Source organism: Polynucleobacter meluiroseus (assembly GCF_900205755.1).
GTDB classification, from domain to species: Bacteria; Pseudomonadota; Gammaproteobacteria; order Burkholderiales; family Burkholderiaceae; genus Polynucleobacter; species Polynucleobacter meluiroseus.
In genome coordinates, this window is the sequence record NZ_OANS01000003.1 from 47,517 (window position 1) to 70,732 (window position 23,216).

22 protein-coding genes and 1 pseudogene are annotated in these 23,216 nt (G+C 46.5%); 14 read left to right on the plus strand and 9 right to left on the minus strand.

Annotation, left to right across the window (positions count from 1 at the left end):
* Positions 1 to 8 precede the first annotated feature (8 nt).
* The 6 genes and pseudogenes from CP950_RS10080 to rpmH form a co-directional block, all read right to left on the minus strand.
* Positions 9 to 1,010, minus strand: a pseudogene (locus CP950_RS10080) (FAD-dependent oxidoreductase); the annotation flags it as partial.
* Between the two features lie 34 nt (positions 1,011 to 1,044).
* Positions 1,045 to 2,412, minus strand: a complete 1,368-nt coding sequence (gene mnmE / locus CP950_RS05570) for a tRNA uridine-5-carboxymethylaminomethyl(34) synthesis GTPase MnmE (protein WP_165766426.1) — start codon at positions 2,410 to 2,412, stop codon at positions 1,045 to 1,047.
* Positions 2,413 to 2,453: 41 nt separating this feature from the next.
* Complete coding sequence (yidC, locus tag CP950_RS05575) at positions 2,454 to 4,130, minus strand: membrane protein insertase YidC (protein WP_096673219.1); 1,677 nt, start codon at positions 4,128 to 4,130, stop codon at positions 2,454 to 2,456.
* Between the two features lie 10 nt (positions 4,131 to 4,140).
* Positions 4,141 to 4,377: a membrane protein insertion efficiency factor YidD gene (gene yidD, locus CP950_RS05580; protein ID WP_207760224.1), complete on the minus strand. Its 237-nt coding sequence runs from the start codon at positions 4,375 to 4,377 to the stop codon at positions 4,141 to 4,143.
* Positions 4,378 to 4,695 carry a ribonuclease P protein component gene (locus CP950_RS05585; RefSeq protein ID WP_243391930.1) on the minus strand — a complete coding sequence of 106 codons (318 nt, stop codon included), beginning with the start codon at positions 4,693 to 4,695 and terminating at the stop codon, positions 4,378 to 4,380.
* Between the two features lie 7 nt (positions 4,696 to 4,702).
* Positions 4,703 to 4,837, minus strand: a complete 135-nt coding sequence (gene rpmH / locus CP950_RS05590) for a 50S ribosomal protein L34 (RefSeq protein ID WP_011903922.1) — start codon at positions 4,835 to 4,837, stop codon at positions 4,703 to 4,705.
* 223 nt (positions 4,838 to 5,060) lie between these two features.
* Here rpmH and dnaA point away from each other — a divergent pair, with 223 nt between their 5' ends.
* From dnaA to CP950_RS05640, 10 genes are all read left to right on the plus strand, one after another.
* Entirely contained in the window at positions 5,061 to 6,497 is a 1,437-nt protein-coding gene (gene dnaA / locus CP950_RS05595; protein ID WP_096673835.1) for a chromosomal replication initiator protein DnaA, read from the plus strand.
* A gap of 262 nt (positions 6,498 to 6,759) precedes the next feature.
* A complete protein-coding gene (gene dnaN / locus CP950_RS05600) occupies positions 6,760 to 7,875 on the plus strand; it encodes a DNA polymerase III subunit beta (RefSeq protein WP_096673223.1) in 1,116 nt (371 codons plus the stop codon).
* A gap of 11 nt (positions 7,876 to 7,886) precedes the next feature.
* Positions 7,887 to 10,385: a DNA topoisomerase (ATP-hydrolyzing) subunit B gene (gene gyrB, locus CP950_RS05605; RefSeq protein WP_096673225.1), complete on the plus strand. Its 2,499-nt coding sequence runs from the start codon at positions 7,887 to 7,889 to the stop codon at positions 10,383 to 10,385.
* Between the two features lie 4 nt (positions 10,386 to 10,389).
* Positions 10,390 to 10,884, plus strand: coding sequence for an SET domain-containing protein (locus CP950_RS05610; protein ID WP_096673227.1), 495 nt, complete (start codon positions 10,390 to 10,392; stop codon positions 10,882 to 10,884).
* Positions 10,885 to 10,899: 15 nt separating this feature from the next.
* Entirely contained in the window at positions 10,900 to 11,124 is a 225-nt protein-coding gene (locus CP950_RS05615) for a DUF3717 domain-containing protein (protein WP_096673229.1), read from the plus strand.
* A 97-nt stretch (positions 11,125 to 11,221) separates the two neighbouring features.
* Positions 11,222 to 11,983, plus strand: a complete 762-nt coding sequence (locus CP950_RS05620) for an ABC transporter ATP-binding protein (protein ID WP_096673231.1) — start codon at positions 11,222 to 11,224, stop codon at positions 11,981 to 11,983.
* Positions 11,980 to 12,684: an ABC transporter ATP-binding protein gene (locus CP950_RS05625; RefSeq protein WP_096673233.1), complete on the plus strand. Its 705-nt coding sequence runs from the start codon at positions 11,980 to 11,982 to the stop codon at positions 12,682 to 12,684. The genes CP950_RS05620 and CP950_RS05625 overlap by 4 nt, the downstream gene beginning before the upstream one ends.
* A 27-nt stretch (positions 12,685 to 12,711) precedes the next feature.
* On the plus strand, positions 12,712 to 13,914 hold the full coding sequence (locus CP950_RS05630) for an ABC transporter substrate-binding protein (RefSeq protein ID WP_096673235.1): 1,203 nt from the start codon (positions 12,712 to 12,714) through the stop codon (positions 13,912 to 13,914).
* Positions 13,915 to 13,917: 3 nt separating this feature from the next.
* Entirely contained in the window at positions 13,918 to 14,802 is an 885-nt protein-coding gene (locus CP950_RS05635; protein ID WP_096673237.1) for a branched-chain amino acid ABC transporter permease, read from the plus strand.
* On the plus strand, positions 14,799 to 15,758 hold the full coding sequence (locus tag CP950_RS05640) for a branched-chain amino acid ABC transporter permease (protein ID WP_096673239.1): 960 nt from the start codon (positions 14,799 to 14,801) through the stop codon (positions 15,756 to 15,758). The genes CP950_RS05635 and CP950_RS05640 overlap by 4 nt, the downstream gene beginning before the upstream one ends.
* A 3-nt stretch (positions 15,759 to 15,761) precedes the next feature.
* Here CP950_RS05640 and CP950_RS05645 read toward each other — a convergent pair whose 3' ends face one another.
* From CP950_RS05645 to CP950_RS05655, 3 genes are read right to left on the minus strand one after another with little or no spacing between them, the layout of a single operon-like run.
* A complete protein-coding gene (locus CP950_RS05645) occupies positions 15,762 to 16,769 on the minus strand; it encodes a phosphotransferase (RefSeq protein WP_096673241.1) in 1,008 nt (335 codons plus the stop codon).
* A gap of 18 nt (positions 16,770 to 16,787) precedes the next feature.
* Complete coding sequence (locus CP950_RS05650) at positions 16,788 to 17,558, minus strand: SDR family NAD(P)-dependent oxidoreductase (RefSeq protein WP_096673243.1); 771 nt, start codon at positions 17,556 to 17,558, stop codon at positions 16,788 to 16,790.
* On the minus strand, positions 17,558 to 18,727 hold the full coding sequence (locus tag CP950_RS05655; protein WP_096673245.1) for an acyl-CoA dehydrogenase family protein: 1,170 nt from the start codon (positions 18,725 to 18,727) through the stop codon (positions 17,558 to 17,560). The genes CP950_RS05650 and CP950_RS05655 overlap by 1 nt, the downstream gene beginning before the upstream one ends.
* A gap of 203 nt (positions 18,728 to 18,930) precedes the next feature.
* On the opposite strand from CP950_RS05655, the gene mnmG reads away from it, so the two are divergent.
* The 4 genes from mnmG to CP950_RS05675 are packed head-to-tail and all read left to right on the plus strand — an operon-like array spanning position 18,931 to position 23,215.
* Positions 18,931 to 20,850, plus strand: coding sequence for a tRNA uridine-5-carboxymethylaminomethyl(34) synthesis enzyme MnmG (gene mnmG, locus CP950_RS05660; protein ID WP_096673247.1), 1,920 nt, complete (start codon positions 18,931 to 18,933; stop codon positions 20,848 to 20,850).
* The gene (gene rsmG, locus CP950_RS05665) at positions 20,847 to 21,524 is read left to right on the plus strand and encodes a 16S rRNA (guanine(527)-N(7))-methyltransferase RsmG (RefSeq protein WP_096673249.1); all 678 of its coding nucleotides are present in this window, start codon (positions 20,847 to 20,849) and stop codon (positions 21,522 to 21,524) included. The genes mnmG and rsmG overlap by 4 nt, the downstream gene beginning before the upstream one ends.
* A 7-nt stretch (positions 21,525 to 21,531) precedes the next feature.
* Positions 21,532 to 22,302 carry a ParA family protein gene (locus tag CP950_RS05670; protein WP_096673251.1) on the plus strand — a complete coding sequence of 257 codons (771 nt, stop codon included), beginning with the start codon at positions 21,532 to 21,534 and terminating at the stop codon, positions 22,300 to 22,302.
* Positions 22,303 to 22,324: 22 nt separating this feature from the next.
* Positions 22,325 to 23,215 (plus strand): ParB/RepB/Spo0J family partition protein, encoded by an 891-nt coding sequence (locus CP950_RS05675; RefSeq protein WP_096673253.1) that lies wholly within the window; start codon positions 22,325 to 22,327, stop codon positions 23,213 to 23,215.
* The last annotated feature ends 1 nt before the right edge of the window (position 23,216 follow it).

Consider the following 23,216-nt stretch of genomic DNA (forward strand, 5'->3'; position numbering starts at 1 on the left):
AAGGCGGTTGCTAAAAAAATGCCGGGTCGCTGAGCAAGCTTTCCAATAATGGGTAGGCGGTCACCTGCGACGCAGCGCACGCCAATGAAACTATCTTCTTTAATTAGAGAGTCGACGTTGCCTTGCGGATAATTCAGCAGACCTTTCGCTTGCTCGCGATTGAATTGGTCGCTGGAATCACGTTCGGCGAGATCGTCTTCCCCCTCATCAAAACTAGAGCCCACTATCCAGCGATAGCTTCCGTCTGCACGCTGCTCTGCTGGTAAGCAATAACCTTCTCCGGAGATAGCCGTTTTGGGGAGTCTGTTGACCCAAGGGTCATCAGCGGTCACTGAGAATATGCTGAGCTGGCCGCGCACCGGTCTTAAGGGCAGGCGGATGTCCATGCTTGCAGCCAAGGGCTTGCTACCCATTGCGGCAGCAATGATGACCTTGTTAGCACTCACCTTACGCACTCCGGCTTCATCACTTAAGACCCAAGAGTTACCGAGTTTTTCTAAATGCGTAATTTGAGTGCTCCATTGAGAATGGAGAAGGGCATGGGGCTTAAGTAAGTTAAAGGCTGCGGTGGCAAGATCAAGTGAGGCACCGACCTGCATCCAAACACCATTTTGCTCTAAACCACAGCTCCTTTTGGCCTCTTGAGCATCAAGAACCCGCGCAATACCCTCATCCAACTCGAGGTCAAGCAAGTGCTTAACGAGCTCTTCACGATCAAAGACTCTATCTTTTTTACTGGGCTGAAATACGCCATGCTGATTCCAGTCCTCACCCCAACGCGCCCGCGCCAATAAGAAGGCGATCCGTGTAAGGCGCAACAAGCGCGGTGACCCCTTGCCAATGTGTGGATGGGCAAGCGCATAGCTGTGCTTAGAGCATGCGGTGGCTGGACCCTTCGCAGAATCAATAATGCATACCGCCTGTCCACGCATCAAAAACTCATTAGCAATTGTTGCGCCCGCTATACCGGCGCCAATAATAACAATCTCGTGGTGGGGGAGTTGCTGCATTAATGAAAGATAAATCGCCAGTTGGGGACGATCTTTATTTGCCTATGCAAAATTGACTAAAAATCTTTCCCAATAAATCATCGGGTAGAAGTTTTCCGGTGATTTGCCCTAACTGATCCTGGGCCAAGCGAAGCTCTTCTGCAAACAGCTCTAAAGAAATATTGCCGTGACTTGCGAACGCCGCAGATTGATGAAGATGTTCGGCAGCGCGCTCTAGGCAATCAAGGTGGCGGCGGCGCGCTGAAATAACGCCTTCGTGCGCTCCACCCCAACCAACCATTTTTAGAATTCTTGCCTTGAGGTCATCGATACCCTCTCCCGTCTTTGCAGAAATATAAAGGGTTTCTGGATTTGCAGTTCCTTTGACTTCTAGGCCAAGCAAGTCTGCTTTGTTGCCAAGCTCCAAGACTGGGCATCTCGGAGGAATGGCTTGTAAGATTTGTGCTCTTAAAAAATTATCTTCCTCATCTGGCGTCCGCGCATCGCGCAAAAAGATAACCAAGTCCGCCAAGCGGATCGCATCCCAGGAACGCTCAATGCCTTTGGCCTCAACCACATCGCTTGTATCTCTTAGCCCGGCGGTATCAATAATGTTGATGGGGACGCCATCAATACTGATGCTTTCTTTAACGCGGTCCCGTGTAGTGCCGGCAATCGGGGTTACGATAGCCACCTCTTCGCCAGCAAGGCGGTTGAGGAGAGAGCTTTTACCCACATTAGGGGCGCCAGCTAGAACCAACTGAATACCCTCGCGCAAAATCTTACCTTGTTGCGCGCCTTGTCTTAAAACTGCTAACTGATCGCTGACCTTCTTGAGGCGTTCGCGTGCTTGAGCGCTTTCTAGAAACTCAATTTCTTCTTCAGGAAAATCTAGGGTGGACTCCACCAATATTCTTAGTTGGGTAATCTCTTCAATCAAGTTGTTGATGTCTGTAGAAAATACACCCTGCAAAGAGCGTGCTGCGCCACGAACAGCGGCCTCGCTTTGGGCATCTATTAAATCAGCAATTGCCTCCGCTTGGGCTAAATCAATTTTGTTGTTTAGGTATGCCCTCAGGGTAAACTCGCCCGGCTCAGCAATTACCAGTCCTGCAATTTTTCCCAGCTCAAGACAGCGCTTCATCACCAACTCAAGGAGCTGTGGCCCACCATGGCATTGCAGCTCTAAAACATCTTCGCCCGTGAAAGAGGCGGGGCCAGCAAAATAGATTGCAATCAACTGATCAATCGCTTGCCCATCCACTTCATGCAAAGTGAGGAGAGTGGCCTGCCTAGGTAAAAGATTTTTTTGAAAGAGGGCGCCAATAATGGCGTTCAAGTTGCGCCCGCTGATTCGGATGACGCCAACCCCAGCTTTGCCGGGGGCAGTAGCCACGGCAATGATGGGCAGCTCTCTAGTCATCATTGCAGGGCGTTCGTATTTGTGAGTCTACTAAGCAAAAACTATTTGGCTATCTTTTTTCCAAACATCTTATTGATCTGCCATTGCTGGGCAATTGACAGCATATTGTTCACCACCCAATAAAGCACGAGACCCGCTGGGAAGAAGAAGAACATGACAGAGAAAAGAATTGGCATATACAACATCACCTTCGCCTGGATTGGGTCTGGTGGTGTTGGGTTGAGTTTAGTTTGCACAAACATCGATACGGCCATGATGACGGGCAGAATGTAATAAGGGTCCGGTACCGATAGATCTTGAATCCAGAGAATCCAAGGTGCGCCACGCATCTCTACGGAAGATAACAGCACCCAGTACAAGGAGATGAATACCGGGATTTGAATTACTACTGGTAGACATCCGCCAAGGGGATTAATTTTTTCCTTACGATACATCTCCATCATGGCTTGATTGAGTTTTTGTGGTTCGCCTTTATATTGCTCTTTCATGGCTGTTAGGCGTGGCTGAACTTCCTTCATGCGTGCCATGGATTTATAGCTCGCTGCAGAAAGCGGGAAGAACACCAGCTTAATAAGGATGGTTAAGAGAATAATTGACCAACCCCAATTACCAACGTAGGTATGGATATTTTCTAAAAGCCAAAAAATGGGTTTTGCCAGAATGGTGAGATAGCCATAATCTTTTAATAAGGCAAAGCCGGGCGTGATGCTTTCCAACATTCTTTCTTCTTGGGGACCGATAAATAGTCTCGCTTTTTCTTCAACAACAACTCCTTGAGAAATCACCCCCAAAGGTGTCTGCATGCCAATGCGATAAAGATTGTTATCAATTTTTCCAGCGTAAATATCGCGCGCCAATTTGTCGCTGGGTATCCATGCGCTGGCAAAATAATGCTGCACCAATGCAATCCAAGCTGGGTCACCCGCCGGCACTTGAGTTGGAATGCTGATTTTATTTTTATCTATTTCTGTAAATTCGAGTTTATTAAATTTTTCTTTTTCGGTATACGCTGCTGGCCCAGTAAAGGTGCTTGCAGAAAAGGCGCCATTGAATGGTCCAATTTTCTTTTCTTGTGAAGCGTCACGCACAATTTCTGTATAGAGGACGAGTGGGGTGTTAACACCGCCACCTTGGGTAACTCGATGACTTACTTCAATCACATAACTACCGGGTGTTAGGGTAAATGTTTTCTCTAGCTTAACTCCGCCACGCTCACTTGCCAAAGTCACAAAAGATAGGCCCGACGCATCTTTGCCAGTCTTCACCAATTTAAAGGTGCTTGTGTGATTTGGTAAATCGGCATTGCCCATGGCAATCAAGCCTGAGCGAGCAAAGTATTTATGAAGCGGGTTGTACTGCAGGAGCTCTACCGGCTTTCCGTCTTCAGTGAGCTCTTTAAGTAATTTGGCGTCTACGACATTGGCGCCGTTGGCACTAATTTGCAGTTCCAAAACATCATTTTGTAGTTGGTACTTTGCGGAGTCTTCGATTGAGCCAGAATTCACACTGGGCGTTTGAGCCACTAAAGGTGTACCGCTTGCCGAGCTCGCAATAGGAAGATCGGGTTTTTGAGTATTTGCTTTTTCACCGGCTATTGGGGAGCTCGCTACAGGGCCGCCAAAAAGGGCTGGTTTGCCGTCGCTTACCAACCAATTGTTGTAAAGCATGATTCCTGATATTGAAAATACTGCCCACAATATTGTTTTTTTAAAGTCCATTTGTATTCTCTTAATGTTCAGGGGTTTGTTTTACAGCAGGGTCATGACCACCGTGTGACCATGGGTTGCAACGCAATATGCGCCACACCGTAAGCACCAAGCCTTTTGAAAAGCCGTAATGCTTAAAGCAATCACAAGCGTATTCAGAGCAGGTGGGTAAATATTTGCATTGCATGCCCACGTATGGGCTAAGAAATATTTGGTAGGCTCGTATCGAACCAATTGCGGCTTGGTTAAGGATGCGCATTTACACCAGCCCCGCAAATTCACGACGCAAAAGATGTTGTTCTTTTTTTCTGAGTCTTCCGCGCGTTTCTCGGCCGATGGGCTTTTTAAGCTTGACAACTACATCTTGATTAAGCTCGGCTGCTTGTGCGGTCCAGACCAATGCTCGAATCATGCGCTTTAATTTGTTTCGATCGACCGCGCGCTTAGCCAATTTCTTAGCCACGGCGATGCCCAAGTCAGGCTTGGCACTAGGATGTGGGGATGCCAAATACATACCCCAATACTGACTTGTCTTGGGGCGCGTTTTTAGTAAATCCGCAATCCTTGCGCCGTTCAATGCTTTTTTAAACTGCTAGACGTTTACGGCCTTTGGCACGACGAGCATTTAACACTGCGCGCCCACTCTTGGTTTTCATACGAATACGAAATCCATGGGTGCGTTTGCGGCGGGTTACTGAGGGTTGGTATGTTCTTTTCATGATTCATCCTGCAAAACCCAGTATTTTCCTTGTTGCAAGGCAAAAGGTCAACCTCTTAAAAGAAATATATAGGTGTTTTTCACTATTTTGTAGGTTGTTGTGCTTTAAACCATTGATTCATATTGTGTATTTATCTTTGTACACAAGTTATCCACAGGTTTTCCACGATTTTCCGTCTTGTGGATAACTTTCAGCCATGGCTACACTGGATCCTCCAAAAAATATGCATAAATTACAAAACCCCCTCGTTTTAAGCTCTACCAATCCTTCCGGGTTTTGGGAAAGTGCGCTCAACTCACTGTCTCGTGAGCTCTCCCCCCAACAATTTAAGACCTGGATATCACCATTGACCTTGGTGGCGCACGATGAAGGTGATCACTCACTTACGATAGGTGCGCCGAACAGATTCAAGCTCGACTGGACAAAGAAGACTTTTGCCGATCGCCTTCAGGAGTTAGCGTCCCAGCACTTCAACCGCCCTATGACCATTCACTTTGTGTTGGCTGTTGAGGGTGGTGGCGTCGAAAACCCAAACCCAACCGTCATGGTGAAGCAGGCGCCAGCACCACTTGATCATGCTGGGGGACCGAAAACTGAAGAGCGGGTTTTAGTTGAGGAGCAGTCCTTTGAAATCGAGGATCACTCTAAACTCAACCCCAACCTCACTTTCGAGACTTTTGTAACCGGCAAGGCAAATCAACTCGCTCGCGCTGCATCTATTCAGGTGGCGCACAACCCTGGCACTTCATATAACCCAATGTTTCTATATGGTGGGGTTGGGTTGGGTAAAACCCATTTGATTCATGCCATAGGTAATCATTTATTAAAAGAACGTCCAGGCGCCCGAATTCGTTATATCCACGCCGAGCAATACGTCTCCGATGTTGTGCGGGCGTACCAGCAGAAGGCGTTTGATCGCTTTAAGCGCTATTACCACTCATTAGATTTATTGCTGATTGACGATATTCAGTTTTTTAGCGGCAAGTCTCGCACTCAAGAAGAATTTTTTTACGCTTTTGAGGCGCTTTTAAGCAACAAAGCTCAGGTCATTATTACGAGCGACACCTACCCCAAGGAGATGGCGGGGATAGATGATCGTTTAATTTCACGCTTCGATTCAGGTTTAACTGTCGCAATTGAGCCCCCCGAACTGGAGATGCGCGTTGCGATTTTGATGAAAAAAGCCTTAAGCGAGGGCATCCCCATGAGTGAGGATGTGGCTTTCTTTGTAGCCAAGCACTTACGGTCAAACGTTCGTGAGCTCGAGGGTGCCCTGCGGAAGATATTGGCCTATGTGCGCTTCCATGACCGCGAGGTGACTATTGAGGTGGCGCGAGTTGCCCTTAAAGACCTGTTATCCATTCAGAATAGACAAATCTCTGTGGAGAACATTCAAAAGGCGGTTGCTGATTTTTATAGCATTAAGGTTGCCGACATGTACTCCAAAAGAAGGCCCGCCAACATTGCTAGGCCTCGTCAGATTGCGATGTTTATGGCAAAAGAGCTTACCCAAAAAAGCCTTCCAGAGATTGGTGAGCTTTTTGGTGGCAGGGACCATACGACGGTACTACATGCGGTTCGTAAGATTGGGGAAGAAAGGGCTCTTGATGGGCAACTTAACCATGAAATCCATGTTATTGAACAAACTTTAAAGGCTTAGTTTGGCCTGTGGATAAGCTTGTGGATAGTAGAAGGGATAACTTTGGGGAATGTATGTGGATAAATTGTGGAAAGCTCACGCTTCATGCAAAAATAGCGTATTGAGATAAAGTTATGCAGAATTTATGCAGCGCTTATACAAAAGTTTTCCACAGGTTTTTTTGCTTGCAACACACTGTTATAGATAGATTTTTTGACTTATCCACTAAAAAACGAAGCCTTATTACTACTACTAATAAGATATATACAAGGATTTAAAAGCAATGCAACTAGTAAACACTTCGCGTGATAATTTATTAAAACCACTTCAGGTTGTTAGTGGCATTGTTGAACGTCGTCACACCTTGCCAATTTTGGCGAACTTGTTGTTAAAAAAGCAAGGGGAAAAGATTTCCTTTGTTTCAACAGATATCGAAATTCAAATTACTACCAATGCCAATTTTGGGGTTGGGAGTGAAGATGTCACCACCACGGTTGCCGCCAGAAAATTATTAGATATTTTGCGCGCTCTCCCAGAGGGGCCTGTGTCACTAAACTTAAAAGACAATCGCTTGGTGGTTCAGAGTGGCAAGAGCCGTTTTTCTTTACAGACATTGTCCGCAGCAGAATTTCCCACCATGCAAAGTGTGAGTAAGGTTTCATCAACTTGGACGATGACACAGAAAAGCTTTCGGCAGCTTATTAATCAAGTTCACTTTGCCATGGCGCAGCAAGATATTCGCTACTACCTAAACGGCATGCTTTTAGTGGTGGATGGCAAGCAAGTTATTGCAGTTGCTACTGATGGTCACCGATTAGCTTACTCACAGGTTGAGCTAGCAGAGGCGCCCACCGGCTCTGGCGAGCGTCAAGAAATAATTATTCCCCGCAAAACCATTTTGGAGTGCCAGCACCTACTCGAGGATTCCGATGAGACATTGGAAATTAGCTTAAGCGCAAATCAAGCTAAGTTTCAGTTTGGGGATATTGAGTTAATTTCCAAACTTGTTGAAGGTAAATTCCCGGATTTTCAAAGAGTCATTCCTAAGGGACATAAAAACTCTTTAGTTGTAGGGCGTGATGTTTTGCAAGCCGCCTTACAGCGCGCAGCAATCTTAACAACTGATAAGTTTAAAGGGGTGCGCTTTTCTCTTTCACCTGATCGTATTACGGTTCAATCAACCAATGCCGAGCAAGAAGAAGCGCAAGAAGAAATTGAAACAGAATATGGTGGCGACGAAGTGGAGATCGGTTTCAATGTGAGTTATTTGCTAGATGTTCTTTCTAATTTAAAGAATGAAAAAATTCAAATTAGTTTAGGGGATGCCAACAGCAGCGCAGTTGTCACCCTTCCGGGGTCCGAGAACTTCAAGTATGTTGTGATGCCCATGCGTATTTAATTTAGAAAAAAATGATAGAAGAAAAAAAAGTAGTTGAGCAGTATGGTGCTTCATCAATTCAAATTCTGGAGGGTCTTGAAGCGGTTCGTAAGCGCCCAGGTATGTACATTGGCGACACCTCGGACGGTACAGGTTTACATCATCTCGTCTTTGAGGTTTTAGATAACTCGATTGATGAGGCTTTAGCCGGCTACTGCTCTGAAATCACGGTTGTTATTCAAACCGACAACTCTATTTCTATTGTTGATAACGGTAGGGGCGTACCCACAGGCATTAAGTTTGATGACAAGCACGACCCTAAGAGAAGTGCTGCAGAAATTGTAATGACCGAACTGCACGCAGGTGGTAAGTTCGATCAAAACAGTTATAAGGTTTCAGGTGGTTTGCACGGGGTTGGCGTTAGTTGCGTTAACGCCCTATCGAAATGGTTAAAACTTACCATTCGTCGTGATGGTAAAGCGCACTACATGGAATTCGCGCGCGGCGTCATTCAAAATCGCAATATAGAAGAAATCAACGGCGTCATCACGTCGCCCATTACAGTAACCGGTGATACGGAGTTGTCGGGCACTGAAGTGCACTTCTTAGCGGACGTGGACATTTTTGGCCACGTTGAATTCCATTATGAAATTTTAGTAAAGCGAATTCGTGAACTTTCTTTTTTAAATAACGGGGTTCATATTAAGTTGATTGACCAGCGCACAGGTCAAGAAGAAGACTTTGCCTTTTCTGGCGGCGTTAAAGGGTTTGTGGAGTACATCAACCAAACTAAAAATGTATTGCACCCCAATGTGTTTTACGCGGAAGGTATTCGTCCTTCTGATTTGGGCGGCAACATTACTGCAGAAGTGTCGATGCAGTGGAACGATAGTTTTAGTGAGCAAGTACTTTGTTTTACTAATAACATTCCCCAGCGCGACGGCGGTACCCACCTCACTGGTTTGCGCGCAGCAATGACGCGCGTCATCAATAAATATATTGATGAGCATGAGGTTGCTAAAAAGGCGAAGGTAGAAATTTCAGGTGAAGATATGCGCGAGGGGCTTGCCTGCGTTTTGTCTGTCAAAGTTCCCGAACCTAAATTTTCTAGTCAAACAAAAGATAAATTAGTTTCTAGTGAGGTCCGCGGACCTGTAGAAGAGATTGTTGCAGAGGCATTAAGCGCCTATCTTCAAGAGCGCCCAGCCGACGCGAAAATCCTGTGCGGCAAGATTGTTGATGCCGCCCGTGCGCGTGAGGCTGCCCGTAAGGCGCGGGACATGACGCGTCGCAAAGGCGTTTTAGATGGCTTAGGTTTGCCTGGGAAGTTAGCAGACTGCCAAGAGAAAGACCCAACCAAATCTGAATTGTTTATTGTTGAGGGCGACTCCGCGGGAGGCTCTGCTAAACAAGGCCGTGACCGCCGATTTCAGGCGATTCTTCCTTTAAAAGGAAAGATCCTGAACGTCGAGAAAGCCCGCTTCGATAAGATGTTGGCTAGTCAAGAGGTGGTGACATTAATTACCGTTCTCGGTACTGGCATCGGCATTGAAGAATATAAGGCGGATAAGTTGCGCTATCACCGCATTATTATCATGACCGACGCGGATGTCGATGGTAGCCATATTCGCACTTTATTACTCACCTTCTTTTACAGACAAATGCCGGAGCTCATTGAGCGAGGACATATCTATATTGCCCAACCGCCACTATATAAAGTGAAGTTTGGTAAGCAAGAGCAATACATTAAGGACGATGCCGAGCTAAATCAATTGTTGCTGAAAATTGCGCTTGAGACAGCATCCCTGCAAACCCCTTCAGGAGAAATTATTGAGGGAGCAGCGCTAGATGAGTTGGCCAAACACTATCAAGTGATTCAGTCGATTGTTGATCGCCTCTCTCGCACAATTGATGGGGATGCTTTGCGCGCCATTGCTTCCGGCACCCAGTTAAATCTAGATACTGAAAAGTCGGCACATGAATCCGCGGCGCGGCTTGGCTTGGCTCTTGCCGATGCCTTAAACCCTTTAGCCCTTCCGCCTGAGATTATTGTTCAAAAAGAAGAGCGGACCGAGCGCTACAAGCTCTTACTGTCCCGTCGTATTCATGGTAATTTGAGGTTGTCAGCGATTAATTCAGACTTCGTCCATGGTGATGATTATCAGAGCTTAGCCAATGCAGCCGCGGTACTGTCCGGCAAAGTCTTGCCTGGCACAAAGGTGCGCCGTGGTGATCCAGATAAAAACCAAAAACAACAGGCCGTTCAAAACTTCAGGGCAGCCTTTGCATGGCTTCTATCTGAGGCGGAGCGTATTCTGAGTCGCCAACGCTACAAAGGTCTGGGGGAGATGAATCCCTCACAGCTTTGGGAGACCACCATGGATGCAAATTCTCGCACCTTGCTACAGGTTCGGATTGAGGACGCAATTGCAGCGGATCAGGTCTTTACAACACTAATGGGTGATGATGTTGAGCCACGGCGCGCTTTCATTGAGAAGAATGCGCTTATCGCCCGCAACCTAGACGTTTAAGATTATGGGAAAGAAAAAACCTTCACCCCCCAAGGTCGATCGGTCAAGCATTGTTGTCAAAACCTCTCCCATTCATGGCAAGGGTGTTTTTGTTGTTAAGCCTATTAAAAAAGGCGCACCAATTATTGAGTACAAGGGCGAGATTATTGGTTGGAAATTGGCTGAGAAGCGCCACCCTCACGATAAAAGTGATCCCAATCACACTTTTTACTTTTCTCTAGAGGATGGTCGTTGTATTGATGCTAAGTTTGGTGGCAATGCGGCCCGCTGGATAAACCATTCTTGTAAGCCAAGTTGCGAGACTAGGGAAGAAAATTTTGGTGGTGAGCCGCAAGTATTTATCTTCGCCAAGCGCAACCTAGAGGTTGGCGAAGAACTTTTTTATGACTATTCCTTGGGTATTGATGGCCGCATTACCAAGAAAATGAAAAAGGATTACGAGTGTCGTTGTGGCGCCAAGAAGTGCCGCGGCACCATGCTAGCCGTTAAAGAAAAATAAACCAGGCCCATAAGCATGCTTTTTTTATCAATTCAAGAACTTGAGGCGGCCATCAATTATTGGCGTAGCCAGTCACCAGCCTATGGTGAAGAGCTTCGTCTTTGTCCAGAGGCCGCCAGTTTAGCTAAGCCTTATGCGCTGATGATTGTGCAGGGCTCTCAAAGAGTCCCGATGGATGTGCTTGATGAGACTGCAAAGCAGGCAATTCAAAGCTTTCTTATCAACAAAGCAAAACCCTAAATTGACTTTACCTATTTAGGGTTTTCGCTATATTGCGCTCTTAAAATTTAAGCTATCCTTTATCTCTTGCTTTGTTGGGTAGTTATGGGACGCTAAATTGCAAGAAACAATACTAAAGACGATTGGACTAGGAAAAACCTTCAAAGGTTTTTCTGCTGTGACAGATGTCAACCTAGAGGTTGCTCGCGGCTCAATTCATACTCTTATAGGCCCCAATGGCGCCGGCAAAACAACCTGCTTTAACTTATTAACTAAATTTTTGGAACCCTCCAGCGGGCAAATTTTATTTAATGGCATTGATATCACTCGCGAGGCGCCTGCGGAGATTGCGCGACGTGGCGTTATTAGATCTTTTCAAATATCAGCGATATTTCCCAACCTAACCGTATTGGAAAATGTGCGCATTGCATTGCAGCGCAACTTGGGTACAGAGCTTCATTTTTGGAAATCAGGGCGTTCGCTCGAAAGATTAAACTCGCGTGCGATGGGGTTTTTAGAAGAGGTCGGCCTAGCCGATTTTGCTAACGAAGACGCGGTGAGTTTAGCTTATGGGCGAAAAAGAGCGCTAGAGATTGCCACAACTTTGGCAATGGAGCCAGAGCTTATGTTGTTAGATGAGCCTACCCAGGGTATGGGGCACGAAGATGTTGAGCGTGTCACTGAGTTGATAAAGCGCGTTGCAAAAGGCCGCACCATCTTAATGGTTGAGCACAACATGAAGGTGGTTGCTTCTATTGCGGACACAATTACCGTTTTACAAAGGGGCGAGGTCTTGGCTGAAGGTAGTTACGGCGAAGTATCTAGGAATCCCTTGGTAATGGAGGCTTATATGGGTAGCCATAGAGGTGAAGCGCTGTGAGCACACTGGCATTGGGGGTTGACAATCTTCAATCTTGGTATGGAGAGTCGCACATTCTTCATGGGGTTAATTTCTCTGTAAGCGATGGTGAAGTGGTCACCTTGCTGGGAAGAAATGGTGCCGGCAGAAGCACTATCCTTAAAACAATTCTTGGCCTTACCAGCAAACGAACCGGCTCTATTTTGGTATACGGCAAAGAAACGATTGGTATGCCCACCTATCAAATTGCCCATCTTGGAATTGGTTATTGTCCAGAGGAAAGGGGTATTTTCGCCAGCTTGAGTACGGAAGAAAATTTATTGCTTCCACCCCAAATAGCGAAAGGCGGAATGAGCCTTGATGAAATTTACGAAATGTTCCCCAATTTATATGAGCGCCGAAGTAGTCCGGGCACCCGTTTGTCAGGCGGGGAGCAACAAATGTTAGCCATGGCAAGAATTTTAAGGACTGGAGCCAGATTACTATTGCTCGATGAGATTACTGAGGGTCTTGCCCCAGTGATTGTTGAAAAATTGGGTGAAGTGGTTTCCAAACTCAGAGTGCGGGGATACACCATTGTCTTGGTTGAGCAAAACTTTAAATTTGCCGCCCAACTTGCGGATAGGCATTACGTTGTGGAGGGTGGTTTGATTGTTGAGGTGGTGGAAAGGGTTGAGTTAGGGGCCAAAGCAGATGTGTTGAATGGGTACTTGGGTGTGTAACGGAAACTTTACTTTTAGGGAAAAATAATGAAAAAAACTTTAATTTCTATAGCAACAGCGGCTTTAGTCGCAGTTTCAGGTGCAGCCGCAGGCGCGGATCAACCACCACTTAAAATCGGATTTATTACAGATATGTCTGGCTTGTATGCAGATATTGATGGTCAAGGGGGTTTGGAGGCCATGAAAATGGCGGTCGCTGACTTCGGAGGCAGTGTGCTGGGTAGGAAGATAGAAATTATTTCTGCCGATCATCAAAATAAAGCAGAAATTGCTGCATCTAAAGCAAGAGAGTGGATTGATCAAGATGGGGTTAGTGTCATCTTTGGCGGCACCAATTCAGGTACTGCGTTGGCAACCTCAAAAGTGGCGGCTGAGAAAAAGCGCATTTATATCAACAATGGCGCTGGAACCTCTGCATTAACCAATGAGCAATGCACCCCATACACCATTCATTACACCTACGATACGATTGCCCTGGCCAATGGCTCTGCTAATGGCATGCTCGATAAGGGATATAAGAATTGGTATTTTTTAACCGCGGATTATGCGTTCGGATACGCGCTTGAAAAAGATGCTTCAAATGTAGTTATTGCGGGGGGCGGCAAAGTCTTAGGCAATGTAAAGCACCCACTAAACGCAAGCGATTTTTCATCCTACCTATTGCAAGCGCAAAGCTCTAAAGCGCAAGTACTTGGTCTTGCCAATGCTGGCGGCGACACCATCAATTCAGTGAAGGCCGCAAATGAGTTTGGTATTACAAAGACCATGAAGTTAGCTGGATTGTTAGTCTTTATTTCTGACGTCCACGCTATTGGTCCTAAGAATGCACAAGGGCTTTTGGCTACCACCGCATGGTATTGGGATCAAAACGATCAATCGCGTAAGTTTGCCGCCCGTTTTTTTGAAAAAATGAGAAGAATGCCAGGCATGGTTCAGGCTGGAGACTACTCATCAACTATGACATATTTAAATGCGGTTAAAGCGGCAGGAACCGATGATTCAGACAAGGTGATGGCGCAATTACGCAAAACCAAAATTAATGACATGTTTACGAAGAATGGTTATATCCGCAAGGATGGCACGATGGTTCACGATATGTATCTTTACGAGGTTAAGGCGCCCGCTGATGTGAAGAGCCCTTGGGATTATTACAAGTTGGTTTCGACCCTTCCAGGAGAAAAGGCTTTCACTATTCCGCCTGACTCTAAATGTGCTTTGTTAAATAAGTAAGCCTTGGAAATCTTCGGACTTTCTAGCTCAATGCTGTTAAGCCAGCTCCTTTTGGGGCTGGTTAACGGCAGCTTTTATGCCATCCTTAGTTTGGGGCTGGCGGTGATATTTGGCTTGTTAAATGTAATTAATTTTTCACATGGCGCCATGTTTATGTTGGGCGCTATTGTCACTTGGATGGGCGGTCAATACTTTGGTATTAACTATTGGGCGATGCTTATCTTGGCCCCCCTAACTGTTGGCTTGGTGGGCATCATCATTGAGCGTTTATTTTTAAAACACCTATACCACCTTGACCACCTATATGGGCTTTTGCTTACGTTCGGGCTAACCCTATTCATTGAAGGCATTTTGCGCTCTATTTATGGGGCCTCAGGACTTTCTTACAGTGCGCCCGAGCTGCTCAGTGGGGCTACCGATTTGGGTTTTATGGTGTTGCCAAATTATCGCGCATGGGTGGTGTTTTCTTCGCTCATAGTGTGCTTTGCAACTTGGTATGTTATTGAAAAAACGAGCCTTGGGGCCTACTTGCGCGCGGGCACAGAAAATCCAAAATTGGTTCAAGCGTTTGGAGTCAACTTCCCACTGATGACCACTTTGACTTATGGTTTTGGTGTGGCGCTTGCCGCATTCTCGGGTGTTCTTGCCGCGCCCATTATTCAAATTTCTCCTTTGATGGGATCTAACCTCATCATTATTGTTTTTGCGGTAGTAGTAATCGGAGGTATGGGCTCAATTATGGGCTCGATTCTTACTGGGCTTGGCCTAGGTTTGATTGAGGGACTTACAAAAGTTTTTTATCCACAAGCCTCTAATACCGTAGTGTTTGTAATCATGGTGATTGTTTTATTGTTTAGACCCGCTGGATTATTTGGGCGAGAAAAATGAAGTTGTTAAAAAATCTCCTCCTCATCATTCTGATTGGCGCTGCGATTGTTGCGCCCTTATATGCTTATCCAATTTTTTTGATGAAGATTTTATGCTTCGCTTTATTTGCCGCAGCATTTAATTTGTTACTGGGCTATACCGGGCTTTTATCTTTTGGTCACGCTGCATTTTTTGGTGGTGCGGGCTATTGTGTGGGCTATCTTATGCGTGATGCGGGCTTTGGCCCTGCTGGCGGCATTATTTGTGGGGTGTTGTTTGCTGCAACTTTGGGTGCTTTGGTAGGGGGCTTAGCCATTCGTCGACAAGGTATTTATTTTTCAATGATTACTCTGGCCTTGGCGCAAATGTTTTATTTCATTTGCTTGCAAATTCCTTTATCAGGTGGCGAGGATGGGTTTCAAGGAATTCCGAGGGGCGAACTCTTTGGCTTGCTAAATCTACAGAGCGATTTAAATTTGTACTATCTGGTTTTGTTGATTGTTCTTGGCGGCTTCTTTTTCATCAACAGGGTTATTTCCTCTCCGTTCGGCCAAATTCTAAAAGCCATTAAGGAGAACGAGCCGCGGGCAATTTCTTTGGGTTACAAAGTTAATCTTTTTAAGTTTTTAGCTTTCGTGCTGTCTGCATCAATCGCTGGTTTGGCTGGGGGCACTCAAGCCATCGTATTTGGTTTTGAAACACTAAGCGATGTGCATTGGACCATGTCGGGCTTAGTCATTTTAATGACCTTGTTGGGTGGAGTCGGCACGATGTTGGGCCCTTTGGTGGGGGCTACGGTAATCGTATTACTCGAGCATAAGGTTGGTGAGCTTGGTAGTTATTTAACCCAACTCACCGGGGTTGCTTGGTTTAATTCTTTAGGTGAATCGGTAACGATTGTTACTGGTTTCATATTTATTATTTGTGTCATGTCTTTCAGACGTGGCTTGGTCGGTGTCTTTATAAAAAAGAATTAGTCTTTATTGCATTGCGCAGGACCAACCGAGATCTGCAAGCGCCCCTGCTTTTCGGCCATTTTCAATAGCATCACTAGCATTTGCATTGCCATCCAGAGCGCGCTTGCTTACCCCATGCAAAATAGCCGCGATGCGAAATAAGTTGTACGCCATTAAGAAGCGCCAATGCGCTCCTATTGACTGTCCAATGATTTTTTCATAAGCGGAGATATATTCCACTTCATTTGGAATGCCCAAGGCAGAAAAATCAAGCCCTTGAATGCCTCGCCACAAGCTAGGCGAAATTCTCCAGGCCATACATTGGTAAGCAAAATCTGCTAACGGGTTTCCCAGGGTCGAGAGCTCCCAATCTAACACCCCTATTACACGCAATTGCGTCGGATGAAATAGAAGGTTGTCCATGCGAAAGTCGCCATGAATTAAGGAAGTAATATCTTCGTTGGGGATGTGCTCTGGTAACCAGGTCATTAACCGATTTAGTGATTCAGGTATAGGAATGTTTGCCTCGCGCACCTGTCGTGACCATCGATTAATTTGCCTAAAAAAATAATTACCTGGCTTACCAAAATCTTCCAGCCCCAGCGAGACATAATCCAATTTATGGATTGAAGCGATGGTGCGATTCATTTCGGCATAGATAATCGCGCGCTCGTGGTTTTTTAATTGTGGCAATGACTGATCTACAAACACGCGCCCTTCAAGATATTCCATGATAAAAAAAGCGGTTCCAATAATATTTTCATCGGCGCAGTAGTGCAACATTTTGGGAACAGGAACATCGGTGGTGGCAAGTGCAGTCATCACTCGATACTCTCTATCAACGGCATGTGCGGATGGCAAGAGCGCTCCCTCAGGTTTTTTCCTGAGCACAAATTGACCATCGCTACAGCTCAGTTTGAAGGTTGGATTGGATTGTCCGCCAGTTAGCGGGCTCAGCTCAATTGCGCCTTTAGTAAAACCAATGTAATTTAAATAATCCGTAAGGCGCACTTGAAAATGGGGTGTCATCATGACGCCATCAATACTTACTTAGAGACCACTAACAAGATGACCACCATCAACGGCGATGGTTGCGCCGGTCATTGCCTTGCTTGCATCTGAGGCCAAAAGTAATAGTGGGCCATTCAAATCATCTAGCTGATTAAATCGCCGCGTTGGGATGCGAGTCAACAATTTCAGCCCCGCTTCACTTTGTAAGAATTCTCTATTGAGATCGGTAACAACATATCCAGGCAGGAGCGCATTCACTCTAATTTGATGGCGCGCAAATTCTAATGCCATCACCTTCGTGCACTGAATCATTCCGGCTTTAGAAATAACATATGGGGCGGCCCCAGCAGTAACGCGCTCTCCTAAAATAGAGGCGATATTAATAATATTCCCCGCTACATCAGCAGCGATCATGCGCCTCGCAGCTTCGCTTGCCACCAACCAAGAGCCCTTTAGGTTGGTGCTCATGACTTGATCCCAATCTTGTTCCGTTTGATCGAGTAATTTGCCCTGAGTGCTGATTCCTGCATTGTTAATGATGATGTTCGGTGCTGACCATTCGGTCAACTCATCAAAGCAGCGCACAATATTCTTTTGTTGCGTGACATCTAATTGAAAGGCTTTTGCTTGTCCTCCAAGCTGAACGATTTCATCGACCACCATCCTCAGATCATCAATACGTCGCGATGCTATTGCTACCTTTGCTCCAGCTTGCGCTAATAGCAAGGCGCAGTGCTTACCAATGCCGCTAGAGGCGCCTGTAATGAAAGCGGTTTTATTATCTAAGCGAAAAAGTGATTCGAGCTGCATTATTTATTTTCTTTGCTGCCTAAAATTTTTCGCGCCATGCTCCATCGATGTACTTCGCTGGGGCCGTCATAAATCCGAAAGCCACGCATATCTTGAAATATTTTCATGAGTTCTGTTTCACCGGTAACGCCTTGGCCGCCTAAAATTTGTACACAACGGTCCACGACTCGCCATTCAGCTTCAGAGCAAACTACTTTAGCGCGACTAGATTCAAAGTTTCCACGTACCCCTTGATCAAGTAGCCATGCCGTATGCCAAATGTGTAAGCGCGCGGTTTGTAGGTCCATGTCATTGTCTGCAAGCATGAAGCCAACGCCCTCATGTTCACCAAGTTGCTTGCCAAAAGCTTGCCTTTGTTGAGCGTAAGCAATTGCTATGTCTTGAGCACGGCGTGCTTGCCCCAGCCAACGCATGCAATGGGTGAGGCGCGCTGGCGCGAGACGAATTTGAGCATATTTAAAGCCTTGACCGGGTTCGCCTAGTATTTGTTTGGCGGGTACTCGTAAGTCAGTAAATTGCAATACAGCGTGCCCACCTGTAAAGCAGTTATCCATTGCATCCATCTTGCGTACCAACTCTAAGCCAGGTGTATTCATGTCCACTAAAAACATGGTTGCTGAGCCATCTTCGAGCCGCGCCATAATGATGACGAAATCCGCACCCTCTGCGCCTGTAATAAACCACTTGGTACCATTAACTACATAGTCATCACCATCTCTTACCGCAGTCGTTAAGAGCATGGAGGGGTCTGAGCCAGCGCCCGGTGTGGGCTCTGTCATCGCAAAGCAGGAGCGAGTGCGCCCAGAAACCAATGGCTTTAGCCAACGCTCTTTTTGTTCTTCAGTTGCAACGGCTTCAAGCAAGTGAATATTGCCTTCATCGGGGGCGTGGATATTCATGGCTGTTGGACCAAGACAAGAGTAGCCCGCCTCTTCAAAAACAATCGCCTTTTCGATATGGCTTAAACCGAGCCCCCCCATTTCAATTGAGGCGTGAGGGGTCAGAAGGCCTGCTTGCCGCGCTAATGCTATTAACTCTTTGCGGAGCTCTTCTGAGGGGCCGTGTTTATCTTGGCGCGGGTCCCGCTCTAAAGGAATAATTTGCTCGCGTATAAACTTTTGGGTTCGTTCCCGCAGTTCTTCGGCTTTGGGTGATATAGAAAGATCCATATGGCGATTGTAATAGTGATTAAACAACCTGGATTTGTGAAAATAAGCCCCATGCGGTGCAAACTTTAATATACTTTTTTTACAATTATCCAATTAAATCAAGTACTTACAAATATTGTGTTATTAAGTAAATAATTTAGAAAAACTTTGTTTCACGTGAAACCAACAAAATGCTATGATCATCGCCCTATCTAAGGCAAAACATGCGTTATTCAAAGAATTTTGATGTCATTGTGGTTGGCGGCGGGCACGCTGGGACTGAGGCCGCCTTGGCAGCGGCCCGCATGGGTTGCGACACCCTACTAATTACACACAGCATCGAAAATTTAGGTGCCATGAGTTGCAACCCTTCTATTGGAGGTATTGGTAAGGGCCACTTAGTAAAAGAAATTGATGCGATGGGCGGCGCCATGGCAGCAGCAACTGATGAAGCTGGGATTCAGTTTCGTATTCTGAATTCAAGCAAGGGCCCCGCAGTGAGGGCTACCCGCGCTCAAGGCGATCGAATTTTATATAAAGCTGCCATCCGCCGCCGTTTAGAGAACCAGGTAAACCTTAGCCTCTTTCAGGCCGCAGTAGATGATTTAATTGTGGTGGGTGACCAAGTTCAGGGGGTAGTAACCCAATTGGGCTTAGAGTTCATTGCCAAAAAGGTGGTTTTAACGGCCGGTACTTTTTTAGATGGAAAGATTCATGTCGGCCTAAACAACCATGCTGGTGGACGAGCTGGAGATCCGGCCGCTGCAACCCTTTCGTCTCGACTAAAAGAGCTGAAGCTTCCACAAGGAAGGCTTAAAACCGGCACCCCTCCACGAATTGATGGCCGCACAATCGACTTTTCCGTCATGCTCGAGCAGCCGGGCGATTTGGATCCCATTCCTGTCTTTTCTTATTTGGGCAGACCAGAGCAGCACCCTAAACAGGTCCCCTGCTGGATTTCACACACTAACGAACAAACCCACGACATTATTCGGGGTGGTTTGGACCGTTCCCCAATGTATACAGGCGTTATTGAGGGGGTTGGTCCGCGCTATTGCCCATCAATTGAAGACAAAATTCATCGTTTTGCTTCCAGAAATAGTCACCAAATCTTTTTGGAGCCGGAGGGATTAACAACAAACGAGTTTTATCCCAACGGAATTTCAACTAGCCTCCCCTTCGATGTGCAGCTAAATTTTGTTCGCAGCATCCGCGGCTTAGAGTCAGCGGTGATTGTGCGTCCAGGCTATGCAATTGAATACGACTTCTTTGATCCGCGGCACCTGAGACATAGCCTAGAAACGAAAGCAATTTCAGGTTTGTATTTTGCGGGTCAAATTAATGGCACAACAGGTTACGAAGAGGCTGCAGCCCAAGGCATGCTGGCCGGAATTAATGCTGGCCTATCCTCAAAAGGCAAAGATCCCTGGATTCCTAAGCGTAGCGAGTCCTACATCGGGGTTTTGGTCGATGATTTAATTACGCTCGGCGTTCAAGAGCCCTATCGCATGTTTACCAGTCGAGCTGAGTATCGCCTGAGTCTGCGAGAAGATAACGCCGACCTGCGCCTAACCCCTATTGGCCGAGAGCTTGGTTTGGTGAATGATGAGCGTTGGCGGGTTTTCTGCAGAAAGCAGGAGGCTGTTTCACGTGAAACATCCCGCTTGCAAGGGGTACGCATTGGCCCAAAACACGAGTCAGCAAAGGTGGTTTCTGAACTGCTGGGGCAGGACTTAACGCAAGAATGTACGTTGGCAGATATTCTCAGGCGCCCTGGCGTAAGTTACGAGGCAATGACTGGCTTGGCGAGCGGCAAATGGTCGCCTGGAATTTTGGACGAGGATCTCGGACTAGCTCAGCAGATTGCCGATCAGGTTGAAATATCCATTAAATATCAAGGATATATAGATCGACAATCAGCAGAGATTGCGCGTCAAGAGCATAACGAACACTTCCCTTTATCCGAATCGCTGGATTACACGAAAGTGGTCGGCTTATCTAAAGAGGTGCAACAAAAACTCAATTTGTATAAACCTGAAACTCTTGGCCAAGCGGGCAGAATCTCTGGGGTCACTCCAGCCGCCCTCTCCCTCTTGCTAGTTCATCTAAAAAAAGGTTTGGGACGAGCCCAGGAGTTGGTGTGACGCAGGGACTTTTGGCGCTAGGAATCCAAGAGCTTGGTCTCGACTTAAGCGCAGACAATATTGCCGACTTAGAGACTTTTATGCGGGAAATGAGTCGCTGGAATCGCGTACACAACTTAACTGCTATTGAAGGCGAGGATGACTCGATACGCTTGCATCTAATTGATTCTATTGCTGTTTTGCCAGTTATGAGAAAATATTTGAAGGCTTCCTCACCTGCTATCGCTGATCTTGGGTCCGGCGGCGGCTTACCCGCGATTCCAATTGCCTTGGTCGAGTCCGGCTGGAATTTAACCCTGATTGAGGCCATTCGAAAAAAGACGGCCTTCTTGCAGCATATCCGCGGGAAACTCGGATTAGGCAACACAGAGATTCTGAGCGAAAGAGTAGAGGCGGTAGCCATTCAACGACCGGCACAATTTGATGCGGTTATTTCGCGCGCATTTACCAATCTTGCACGCTTCTTAGAGCTTTCAATGCCCCTGCTGAAGCCGGATGGCTTGGTTTTTGCGATGAAAGCTAAACGCGCAGATGAGGAAATGCAAGCTGTAAATCCTAGAGATTGGCACTTAATTGCTGACGAGCCATTACATATTCCAAACCTCTCGGTTGAAAGACGCTTATTAGTACTTTCTCCCGTGAGAAAATCACCCCCTTTGATGCTGGATCAATAAGACAACCATGGCAAAAATATTCTGTATTGCAAATCAAAAGGGCGGTGTAGGCAAGACTACAACCGCAGTAAATTTAGCCGCGGGTCTAGCGGGACATCATCAACGTGTTTTATTGGTGGACTTAGATCCTCAAGGCAATGCCACTATGGGTTCTGGCATTGAAAAAGCCGGCCTAGAGAATACTGTGTACCAAGTGCTTATCGGACTTGCATCGGTTAAAGAGTGTGCTCTGCCATGCGAAAGCTCTGGCTTCGACGTACTGCCTGCTAATCGAGATTTGGCCGGCGCAGAAATTGAGTTGGTTGATTTCGACTCACGAGAACAGCGCTTAAGGGATGCGCTCTCTTCCGTTGCACAAGACTACGATTTTATTTTGATTGACTGCCCACCCGCATTGTCACTATTGACCTTGAACGGCTTATGCGCTGCGAATGGTGTGATTGTGCCTATGCAGTGTGAATACTTTGCTCTAGAGGGCTTGTCAGACTTGGTAAACACCATTAAACAGGTGCATGCCAATTTGAATCCAGAGCTGGTAATTATTGGTTTATTGCGGGTGATGTTTGACGCGCGCATGACTTTACAGCAGCAAGTGTCAGATCAACTAATTGAACATTTTGGCGATAAGGTATTTAAGACGATTGTTCCGCGCAATGTTCGTTTAGCAGAGGCGCCCTCTTACGGCCTTCCAGGGGTTGCCTTTGACAGATCGTCTCGGGGCGCGAAAGCCTATCTTGATTTTGGCGCAGAAATGATTGAGCGCATTGAGCAAATGTAATTTTTAGGAAGACAAAAAAGACATGGTTGTAATTAAGAAAAAAGGCTTGGGTAGGGGGCTAGAGGCGTTGCTAGGTGATAAGGCGCTGAATGAAACGCCAAGCACGATTAACCAACTTCCCCTGACGGCACTTCAGGCGGGAAAATATCAGCCAAGACAAAAGATGGAGGCTGGAGCGTTACAAGAGCTGGCAGAAAGTATCCGTGAACAAGGCGTAATGCAGCCACTATTGGTGCGATTGATTGGTCCTGGTCAATATGAAATCATTGCCGGAGAGAGGCGCTTTAGAGCCGCTGCCATTGCTGGCCTGAAAGAGGTGCCCGTATTGGTCACCGGTGCTGATGATCAAGCTGCTGCTGCTATGGCACTGGTGGAAAATATGCAGCGGGAGGACTTAAATCCTCTAGAGGAATCGCAGGGCTTGGCTAGATTGATTGAAGAGTTTGGCTTTACACATGAGCAAGCGGCGAAAGCAGTTGGGAAATCACGGAGTGCTATCAGCAATCTTCTGCGCTTAAGTCAGCTTGCCAAGGTGGTGCAGTCAATGCTTCTGGCTGGCGATATTGATATGGGCCATGCGCGCGCGCTGATCCCCTTACCGGGCGCAAGCCAGGTTGCTTTAGCCCAAAGGATTGCGGCACAAGGCCTTTCCGTTCGCGAGGCGGAAAAAATGGCAGCCGCATATGCTTTAGCAGGCGGAACTATTGGCGGGAAAAAAACGCTAGGCGCAACGCAAGCCCTTCAAGCGAATAATGATCCTGATGTACGGCATTTAACACAGGAAATTGCGGATTTAATCGGACTTACTGCCGAATTTAAACTAAAGGGCAAGGGCGGAGAGTTGAGAATTCGGTTTAGTCGTTTTGATGAACTTGACTCTTTATTAAAGAAATTAGGCATAGCGTCAAGTTAAG